This is a genomic window from Photobacterium ganghwense (assembly GCF_003025595.1).
Classification (GTDB): domain Bacteria; phylum Pseudomonadota; class Gammaproteobacteria; order Enterobacterales; family Vibrionaceae; genus Photobacterium; species Photobacterium ganghwense.
Genome location: NZ_PYMI01000036.1, coordinates 1 through 539, shown reverse-complemented (window position 1 = coordinate 539; position 539 = coordinate 1). Strand labels below are relative to the sequence as shown.

The window sequence follows — 539 nt, the reverse complement described above, 5'->3', positions numbered from 1 at the left end:
GATTTGTTAAACAACGACATAAAACCGTCAACGCTCTCATTGAGGTCTGATAGCTCGGTTTGCACACCAGAAAGGCCGTCAGTCACTTCAGATAAATCAACACCCGCTTTCAACGTTTCATCAATGGATTGCAAGAAATCATTGCCGGACTGCAAGAGGTCATTGCCATTCCCAGAGGTGACATTCAGTTCATCCAGTTTCGCCTGAATAGCCTTCAGCTCGGAATTTGTTTCAGACAGGTCAACATCCGGTATCGAACCGGCAATATCCTGTAGTAAATCAGTTTGCTTTTGGGACTCATCAAATTGCGCAAACGCTTTATCCAGCTGAGCCATCGTATCTTGGCGGATTGCTTCGAGATACTCATTGCTCTGGCCGCCAAGGTTAGCGGTCAGCTCTTCGATGTTAGCCAGGAGATCATTCGATTTGTCCATGGCCGGAATCCCTTTGCCGATGTTGGCATCAATGGCCAGCAACGCTTCATGCATCTTTTGGTCATAATCCAGAATCTGGCCTAAATCCGCACTCAGCTTATTACC

General features: G+C 46.9%; 1 pseudogene. It reads right to left on the bottom strand.

Annotated elements, in window-relative coordinates:
* Positions 1–539, bottom strand: a pseudogene (locus C9I92_RS25555) (hypothetical protein); the annotation flags it as partial.